Consider the following 8,511-nt stretch of genomic DNA (forward strand, 5'->3'; position numbering starts at 1 on the left):
CGGGATTGCGGTGCGATTAGGGAGGATTTAGAGGGACTCGCGCACCTCATCGCGAGCCAGCACCATATTGCGCAGGGAGGCCTCGGTCTCCTCGTAGCCGCGGGTCTTCAGGCCGCAGTCCGGGTTGACCCACAGGCGCTCGACCGGCACGTGCTTGAGCGCGGCGCGGATGAGCTCTGCCATCTCCGCTACGGAAGGCACGCGCGGGGAGTGAATATCGTAGATGCCCGGGCCGATCTCGGAGTGGAAGGTCTCGTCGATATCCTCCAGCAGCTCCATGCGGGAGCGGGCCGCCTCGATGGAGGTGACATCGGCATCCAGGCCGGCAACGGCATCGATGATCTGGCCGAACTCGGAGTAGCACAGGTGGGTGTGGATCTGGGTGGTCGGCTTGGCCTCGAGGGCTACCAGGCGGAAGGAACGCACGGCCCAGTCCAGGTAGGCCTTGCGGTCTTCCTCGCGCAGCGGCAGGAGCTCGCGCAGGGCGGGCTCGTCGATCTGGATGATGTCGATGCCTGCCTCTTCCAGGTCATGCACCTCATCCGCCAGCGCGACGCCGAGCTGGTCCGCGGAGACGGACTGGTGTACGTCATCACGGACGAAGGACCAGGCCAAGATGGTCACCGGACCGGTGAGCATGCCCTTGACGTGGTGCTCCGAGAGCGACTGGGCGTACTTGGACCACTCGGTGGTCATCGCAGCCGGGCGGGAGATGTCACCAACCACGATTGGCGGACGAGTGCAACGGGAGCCATATGACTGGACCCAGCCGTTTTCGGTGGTGACGAAGCCATCGAGCAGCTCGGCAAAGTACTGGACCATGTCATTGCGCTCCGGCTCGCCGTGAACGAGGATATCGAGGCCGAGGCGCTCCTGCAGCTCAATGACGGACTTGACCTCGTCCTTGAGGGCGGCGTTGTAGTCGGCGTCGGAAAGCTCGCCCTTGCGGTGCGCCGCACGCGCCTGGCGGATCTCCTTGGTCTGGGGGAAGGAGCCGATAGTGGTGGTTGGCAGCTGCGGCAGGCCAAGTTCCGTCTGCGCCTCGTTGCGCTCAGCAAAGGCAGGCTCGCGCTTGACCTCGCCGGCCGGCAGCTCCTCGATGCGCGCCTTCACCGCCGCGTTGTGGATGCGCTCGGATTCGGCACGGGTGCGCACTGCGCGGTCGCTGATGCTATAAGCCTCCGGTGCCTCCAGCGGGCCCTGGGAGAGGGCGACGACTTCCTTGACCTTCTCATTAGCGAAGGAGAACCAGGTGGCGACGTCTGCAGGCAGCTTGGTTTCTGCCTCGACGGTGTGTGGCACGTGCTGCAGAGATACGGAAGTAGACACGGAGAGGGAATCGAGGCTTCCCTCTAGGTCGTCGTACTTGGAGCGCAGGTCGCGCAGGTTGGCGGCCCAGACATTGCGGCCGTCGATAAGGCCGGCAACCAGGTGGGACTTCAGGTTCTTCACGCGATCGAGGTAGCCCTCATCGAGTGCCAAGGTTCCTACGGAAAGGTCCACCTGGACGGCCTCTGGCTTGAGCTCCGCCAGAACGTCGAGGCCCTTGCGGGCAGAACCGTACGGGGTGGTGAGGTATACCTGCGGGCGGTTGTCCGCGCCCAAAATAGCCTCGTAGGCGCGCTTGGTGTGGGCGGCCAGTTCCTCATCGTTGGCGATGGTCAGGTCCGCTACCAGGGCAGGCTCGGCCAGCTGTACCCACTTCACGCCGGACTTATCCAGCTCGGCCAGTACCTCCTGGTATGCCTTGACGGCATCATCCAAGCGGTCGAGCGGAGACTTGGTAGCACCCTCTGCCTGCTTAGACAGGGCCAGCAAGGTGACTGGGCCGACGAGGTACGGGCGCACGGTGTGGCCTGCCGCGCGGGCCTCTTCTACCAGCTTGGTAACGCGCTGCGGGTGCGCCTTGAAGTTCTGGTTATCGGCGATTTCCGGGACGATGTAGTGGTAATTGGTATCAAACCACTTGGTCATCTCCAGCGGCGCGGTGTCCTTATTGCCGCGCGCCAAGGTGAACTCATCATCCAGGGTCTCGCCGGCCACGGCGCCAACGGTCAGTGCGGTCTCGAGCACCTGGTCGTAGTAGGCGACGTCGGCAGGAATGGCGTAGTCCTCAGTAAGTCCCAGATCGCGCAGGCGGTTATAAGTATCCAGGCGGAGGGAATGTGCGGCGGACTCGAAGGTTTCCGCATCGATGCGGCCGGCCCAGTAGGATTCCAGCGCGCGCTTTAGCTCACGGTTAGCGCCGACGCGGGGGTAGCCCTCAATCGTCGCCTTGGGGAAGTTAGTGTTAGTCATTGTCTACTCCGATTCGAGATAACAGGTCTTGTGTAATGTCCGGATTATTGTGGGTATAGATATGGAGGCCTTCCGCGCCGCCGGCCACAATGGTGCGGGCCAATTGGGCAGTAAGCTCCATGCCGAGTTCGTATTCCTCTTCTGGGGTTGTCGCTGCCGCGAGCTGACTGCGCACCCTTTCGGGTACGGTCAGCCCGGACAGCTGCCCCATTCGTTCCAACCGGCGCAGGCTGGTCATGGGCATAATCCCGGGAATGAGGGGGATTTTTACCCCGGCCAATTTCGCCCTTTGGGCGAAGCGGAGGAAATCCTCGGCGTCAAAGAAGAGCTGGGTGATGGCGAAGTCCGCGCCGAGACGCTGCTTATTGAGCAGCACGTCGAAGTCCTCGTCTTCATTCTTGGATTCTGCGTGGCCGCTGGGGTAGCAGGCCACGCTCACCGCTAGCCGGCCGGCGGCAAAGCGTGCCGCTTGGTGGCTTTCTAGCTCGCGGATGAGTCGAATCAGCTCATCAGCATGCTGCAGGTAGTGTTCTGGCATGCCCCCTTCTGGGAGATCGCCGCGCAAGGCCAGTAGGCCACGAACACCGGCGTCTACCAAGCGATTGATCCACTCGATGAGCTCTTCGCGCGAGCCGGCCGTGCAGGCTAAGTGCGCCAGCGGGCGCATGGAGGTGTTCTGCGAGATCTTCTCAATAAAGGCCGCGGTCCCCTCTAGCCAGCCGGAGCGTTGGGAGCTAGTCACCGCGATGTAATCGGGATGGTAGCTTTCTAAGACTTCTAGCAAGCGGTCGATCTTGGCGGCATCGGCGTCGTGGCGCGGTGGGATTACCTCGAAGGAAAGGGCAAGGCGCTCGGGCGCATCTGCTTCCTCTTCGCTTTCATAATCCAAGGGCGCGGAAGCCGAAAGTCGCGGACTCATGGTCACCTCCTTTGCTGGTCGTCGTTGGTGCGTTGAGAAAAAACGTACCAAGCTGTTCAGTTTGCGCGGTAGAGATTCTGCAATGGTGATACCTTTGCAAGCCTGCAAACTGCGAGGTTGACGAAAAATCAGGTGAATAATAATCGTGAATTCTGAACCAAGCGGTCTATTTCTAGCGCGTTCCCGCTGCACGCCGCGACGCCAACGGTGGTACACCGCCCACCACGTCACTATGCTGGGTGAAAGCGAATTGATAAATCTGAGTTAAGGAGTGTTCCGCCCCATGAACCCCACCACACTGAACGTGGCCTTTAAGACCGCATCGAACCTGTGGAGCCAGTTCAATAACTACCGCGAGGAAAAGTCGCGCGAAGCCTATACCGCCCTAGAAGAAGCTGCGCAGAAGATGGACGAGCGCGATAACAGCAACTTCGCTGAACCCCGCCGCCAGGCAGGCGCCGTCACCCGCGCCGCACACTCCCGCCTCGAGCGCGCCCTAGGGGAATTCAACGATTACCGCGAGGACGCTACCGAGCGCCTGAACGATGCCAAGGAAGAGGCAACCAAGAAGGCAAAGAAAGCCCGCAAGCAGGCAAAAAAGGATTCCCAGAAGGCCCAGAAGAACCTCAAGAAGAAATCCGCCAAGGTAGCCAAAAAGCAGAAGAAGAATAAGAAGTCCTCTAAGGGCTGGATCTTCGCCGGCATCATCGCCCTATTGTCCGCTGCGGCCGGTGCCGCCTATTACTGGCTGCGCTCCAACGACAAGCCTTCCCAGACCCCGCCGCGCGTGGATGACTTCCAGCCCGGATCCCACACCGCTCCGGAGTCCGCCTTGGTCTACACTTCCGCCAGCGAGAATGACACCCAGTCTGACCTCGTTGAAGAAGGTGCCGTACGCGATGAGGAGCTCCTCGGTTCCATCGATGAGCAGCTGGCCAAGCACCGCGAGGAAGAAGCAGCTCAGCCGGCCGATACCACCCGCGTTACCGATGACCACCAAAACGAGGGCAAGCACCGCCTGTAAACCGAGGAATAAATACGCTTACCACCCCGCCGTGGGGGTATGCGTAGCGTTGTCTAGATCTCATTGCTTTGCCTAAACAAAAATCTCTTGATTGAATTCCCACATTAGGGATCTTTCTACAAGGAGATGAACAATGAGCTTTGAGTCCCTCACCGTCAAGCTCAAAGACGGCTCAACGTACTACTTCCCGGCGGGTGCGGTGTCCAAAGACCCTTCCTCTCGCGTGGATAACCTGCGCTTCGCCATCGATAACGGAACCACTTTCCACTCCGTGGATGAGGCCGGCATCGAGCGCGAATTCAACGGTCACGACGTCCGCAATTACCACCTAGCCTAAGCGTTAGCACAATCCCTTCCTCGCAGGTCACCGGCTTGTACGGAAGGGATTTTTCGCGTGCCCACCCCACGCTACGGCCCGCCGTCTATCGTGGATCTTATGGAACTTCGCGCAACGCAGGAATCTGACCGCACCTACCTCGCCCGCCTCAACTTTCTTACTGATACTTTCGGTGACGAGCACGGCGAGCTTTCCCCCGATTTTGCCGATGATTTTGCCTTCTACGTGGAAAATTGGGAGCCCAATCAGGGCGGCTTCATCGCATGGGAGGAGCTCGTCCCAGCCGGCGGCGTGTGGCTCAATTGGGGCACGGAGGACAATCACGGCTTTGGCTTTGTTGAGCCCGCCATTCCGGAGCTCGCCATCGCGGTCGAGGCCCGCTATAAGGGCCAAGGCATTGCCACCGCGCTTATCGACGCCGCCACTTCCCTCGCCCAGACCCTGCGCGCCCCCGGCATCTCTCTAGCCGTCCACCCCGATAATCCCCGCGCCAAGGGTCTCTATGAGCACCTCGGCTTCGAGCACGTGGGCAGCCACGAGGATCACTTTGTGATGGTCAAGCGCTTCTAAAGCGAACGCAGGCGGGCGTGAGTAACATAAATGGGCTCGTTATCCACGGCCGTCTTAAACTCCTCGGTCAGTCCTGCCATAACCGCCTCGCGCGCCTCTTCGCGGGTGCTGTGAAAGCTCACAACCTCGCCATCCACCGCGGACTCGCCGCGCTTGCGCACTACCACGAATTCCGCACCCTCCGGCGCCGCAACTTCTTTGTCTGCGGAGGTAAAGGGATCACTGTAGCGAGCATTGGCGGTCATGGTTGGTCTCCTGGTGGTATCGCGGGACAGTAATGATTCCCCATTCACTGTACTGAAGGTTTCTCGCCCGCGACCTTGCACAATTCCGCCCGCTTCTTTCGCTGTTCACGATTTTCGTCCATATAAATCGGCACAACCGTCGACGGAAACCACGGTTTGTATGGACGAAAGTTGCGATCGCAGCCAATTCGACCCCAGAAGCCCCTGGATCCACCGCATAGAGAAAAAGTCCGGCCCCTCCGAAGAGGAAGCCGGACTTCATGCTGTGGAGCATAGGAGAATCGAACTCCTGACCTTCTGCTTGCAAAGCAGATGCTCTACCAATTGAGCTAATGCCCCAGTGCCTAAGTACTTTACTACCGCAGGCGAAGTAACTCCAAACCTGAACCACTCAAATCACTTTGGCCACTTTAGGCATGTCCTATCACTTCAGTTTCACGCAGGCGCTAGGGTCATGGACACATCGTGTCCACTTTCCCTCATCCTTAGGAAGACTATGCGTCACATTCTCACCTCCGCCCTCACCGTGCTCGTCGCCGCTGCCGTTCCAGCGGCCGCTAACGCACAGTTGCCGCAGATTCCACAGCTGCCTGCGTCCTCCAGCTCGAATATCCAAGACGAAATCAACCACCGCATCGATGACGCCCGCGCGCAGGTCGAGGACATCTCCTCCAAGGCTCTCCCGCACAAGGCTCCTAAGCAGAAGGCGCCCACCCCGGCCCAGGAGAAGAAAACAAAGCCACGCAATAGTGGTGGCGTCGACTGTGCCAACTGCGTAGCTATCACCTACGATGACGGCCCAGGCGCCGAAACCAACCGCCTGCTGGACAAACTTAAGGCCAAGAACGCCCACGCAAGCTTCATGGTGATCGCCCCTAGTGCTGCGCAGCACCCTGAGCTGCTCAAACGCATGAAGGCCGAGGGCCACACCATCGGCAACCACACCAAGAGCCACCGCCAGCTCAATACCCTGTCCTATGAGCAGGTATCCCAAGAAATCGACGCCGGCAACGCCGCTATTAAGAAGGCCACCGGCCAGGGTACGCGCTGGGTACGCCCGCCCTACGGCGCTACCAACGCCACCGTGGATCAGGCAACCCGCGATAAGGGCGTCTCCCAAGCGCTCTGGGACGTCGACACCGTGGATTGGAAGGACCGCAACTCTGATCACGTCTGCTCCTCGGCCGTGCAGGGTGCCCGCGCCGGTTCCATTATCTTGATGCATGATATCCACCCCACCACCGTGGACGCCGCCGATTGCGTCATCGATGGCCTACGCGCCAAGGGCCTCGAGCCCGTGAGCCTGGATCGCCTCCTGCGCACCCCTGTGCCAGGTAAGCGCTACTACGCTCGTGGTTAATGATTGATTTTGCCCTGACTGCCGACGCCGTCGCTCCCCAACTCCTCGGCTGCACCCTCACCCATGCCGGGGTGAGCATCCGCCTCACTGAGGTCGAGGCTTACCTAGGCGCCGAGGACTCCGCGGCACACACCTTCAATGGCAAGACCCCGCGTAATGCGGCCATGTTCGGTCCGCCGGGCAGGTTCTACGTCTATATTTCTTACGGCATCCATCGCAACGTCAATATCGTCTGCGCCCCTGAAGGCACTGGTCAGGGCTGCCTGCTGCGGGGCGGTGAAATCATCGAGGGCGCCGACACCGCCTTTGCCCGCCGTGGAACCTCTGATTTTCATAATCTCGCCCGCGGACCGGGAAACCTCGGCAAGGCCCTCGGCTTCACGCTCGAAGACAATCACCAACCGATTCAGATTGTAGAGCGAACCACCGAACCAGAATGGGTGTGCGGACCGCGTATCGGTATCTCCAAAAACCAGGAAGCGGCCCTACGGTTTTGGATACCTTTCGATAAAACCGTCTCGGGCCGCCGCGGCTATCCCAAGCCATAGCCTCGCAAGGCGCACTACCTAATAGCGCCCACCGTAGCGCTCATCATTCTCGATGGCCTTAATAATCCGCTGATTAATCTGCAGCATCTGGCGAATCTGCGTGCGGGTTAGCTTATCCATTACGGACTTCCGCGCCTGCTTAGCGTGCCCAGGTGCCGTCTCTACCACCTTGTCCCAGCCGCTATCCGTCAACTGCGCCATGGTGGTACGGCCATCGGTCGGACACGGCTGGCGCACAACCCACCCCTGCTTTTCTAGGCGCGTAACGACCTGGCTTAAGCGCGATAAAGAACCATTGGCAGTAATCGCTAGGTCACGCATACGCATTTCACGATTTTCCGCCTCAGATAGCCGGGAGAGCACCGTGTACTCAAAAAAGCTCAGACCTGCATCATCGCGCAGCTGAGCATCCAAAATATTAGTCAAGCGAATATTTACACTCATTAGGGACATAAATGATGCCAGTTCTTCATCATCAAGCCAGAAGTCATCGCGCTCGGTCATGAGATTTATTTTAACAACAAGGCTTTAGATATAAAGTGACTCTCCACGGCCCTTAACCCAAAGATGTCGGGTCAATAGGACACTGCGTTTTCGGCAGCTTTTCCACCACCATACGATAGGAATCCGTGACTAACTCCTCTATCAGGCGTTGGTGCAGGTCTGCGTGTGGGTAGACGGAAACCCAATGCCGCTTATTCATGTGGTAGCCCGGCGCAATGAACGAATACTGCTGCTGTAGCGCTTGGCAGTCCTCCGGCTCGGCCTTAACAATCATTTGCTCTTGGCCCGTCACCGCGGTCAACAACAAGAAAACCTTGCCGCGTACTTTGAATACTTCCCAGTCGGGCCCGAAAGGATGCTGTACCTGCGAGCCGAGCATCTCTTCGGCGCGCTGCCGTGCAACTGTGTAGATGCCACTGCCATCCATCATCGGCTCCCTCTTCGAGACTGGCTTAGTACTGTCTTCAACGATATCGTCCATCCAAACCTCGGTTTTCGTCGACGGTTTTGCCGGTTTATATGGACGAAAATGGTGATCCGAGTGGAGCGCTCGCCATTGTGGCACTTCTCAGAGCTCCTGGGAACGCTTGAGTTCAGAGGGTCGTTGCAACACTTTCCCTTAGGAGGGTGTTGTTGTGTCTGGGGTTGTTGGCCCGTTTCATTCGTTGTCTGAATCGGATCGTCGTGGCTTAGTTGCCTTGGTTGG

10 protein-coding genes and 1 tRNA gene are annotated in these 8,511 nt (G+C 59.3%); 5 read left to right on the plus strand and 6 right to left on the minus strand.

Annotated features, from left to right (window positions below; all coding sequences use genetic code 11):
- Window positions 1-27 precede the first annotated feature (27 nt).
- Window positions 28-2,298 (minus strand): 5-methyltetrahydropteroyltriglutamate--homocysteine S-methyltransferase, encoded by a 2,271-nt coding sequence (metE, locus tag MHX61_RS10890; RefSeq protein ID WP_239194802.1) that lies wholly within the window; start codon window positions 2,296-2,298, stop codon window positions 28-30.
- Window positions 2,291-3,217, minus strand: coding sequence for a methylenetetrahydrofolate reductase (locus MHX61_RS10895; RefSeq protein WP_239194804.1), 927 nt, complete (start codon window positions 3,215-3,217; stop codon window positions 2,291-2,293). Before MHX61_RS10895 ends, metE begins: the two co-directional genes overlap by 8 nt.
- A 283-nt stretch (window positions 3,218-3,500) precedes the next feature.
- On the opposite strand from MHX61_RS10895, the gene MHX61_RS10900 reads away from it, so the two are divergent.
- The 3 genes from MHX61_RS10900 (at window position 3,501) to MHX61_RS10910 (ending at window position 5,148) form a co-directional block, all read left to right on the plus strand.
- On the plus strand, window positions 3,501-4,241 hold the full coding sequence (locus tag MHX61_RS10900; protein ID WP_239194806.1) for a hypothetical protein: 741 nt from the start codon (window positions 3,501-3,503) through the stop codon (window positions 4,239-4,241).
- A gap of 133 nt (window positions 4,242-4,374) precedes the next feature.
- Window positions 4,375-4,578, plus strand: coding sequence for a hypothetical protein (locus MHX61_RS10905; protein ID WP_005326240.1), 204 nt, complete (start codon window positions 4,375-4,377; stop codon window positions 4,576-4,578).
- Window positions 4,579-4,677: 99 nt separating this feature from the next.
- Window positions 4,678-5,148 (plus strand): GNAT family N-acetyltransferase, encoded by a 471-nt coding sequence (locus MHX61_RS10910; RefSeq protein WP_239194816.1) that lies wholly within the window; start codon window positions 4,678-4,680, stop codon window positions 5,146-5,148.
- On the opposite strand, the gene MHX61_RS10915 is transcribed toward MHX61_RS10910, so the two are convergent.
- Together MHX61_RS10915 and MHX61_RS10920 are read right to left on the minus strand one after the other, a co-directional pair.
- Window positions 5,145-5,393 (minus strand): hypothetical protein, encoded by a 249-nt coding sequence (locus tag MHX61_RS10915; protein WP_049378424.1) that lies wholly within the window; start codon window positions 5,391-5,393, stop codon window positions 5,145-5,147. The genes MHX61_RS10910 and MHX61_RS10915 overlap by 4 nt on opposite strands.
- A 266-nt stretch (window positions 5,394-5,659) precedes the next feature.
- Window positions 5,660-5,732: transfer RNA gene (locus MHX61_RS10920), tRNA-Ala, on the minus strand.
- A 157-nt stretch (window positions 5,733-5,889) separates the two neighbouring features.
- Here MHX61_RS10920 and MHX61_RS10925 point away from each other — a divergent pair.
- On the plus strand, window positions 5,890-6,753 hold the full coding sequence (locus MHX61_RS10925; protein ID WP_239194808.1) for a polysaccharide deacetylase family protein: 864 nt from the start codon (window positions 5,890-5,892) through the stop codon (window positions 6,751-6,753).
- Entirely contained in the window at window positions 6,753-7,301 is a 549-nt protein-coding gene (locus MHX61_RS10930; protein ID WP_239194810.1) for a DNA-3-methyladenine glycosylase, read from the plus strand. The genes MHX61_RS10925 and MHX61_RS10930 overlap by 1 nt, the downstream gene beginning before the upstream one ends.
- Window positions 7,302-7,319: 18 nt before the next feature.
- Here MHX61_RS10930 and MHX61_RS10935 read toward each other — a convergent pair whose 3' ends face one another.
- Together MHX61_RS10935 and MHX61_RS10940 are read right to left on the minus strand one after the other, a co-directional pair.
- The gene (locus tag MHX61_RS10935) at window positions 7,320-7,805 is read right to left on the minus strand and encodes a MarR family winged helix-turn-helix transcriptional regulator (RefSeq protein ID WP_239194812.1); all 486 of its coding nucleotides are present in this window, start codon (window positions 7,803-7,805) and stop codon (window positions 7,320-7,322) included.
- Between the two features lie 52 nt (window positions 7,806-7,857).
- The gene (locus MHX61_RS10940) at window positions 7,858-8,286 is read right to left on the minus strand and encodes an MmcQ/YjbR family DNA-binding protein (protein WP_239194814.1); all 429 of its coding nucleotides are present in this window, start codon (window positions 8,284-8,286) and stop codon (window positions 7,858-7,860) included.
- Between the last annotated feature and the right edge of the window lie 225 nt (window positions 8,287-8,511).

This window comes from Corynebacterium sp. ACRPF, assembly GCF_022347395.1.
GTDB lineage: Bacteria > Actinomycetota > Actinomycetes > Mycobacteriales > Mycobacteriaceae > Corynebacterium > Corynebacterium tuberculostearicum_D.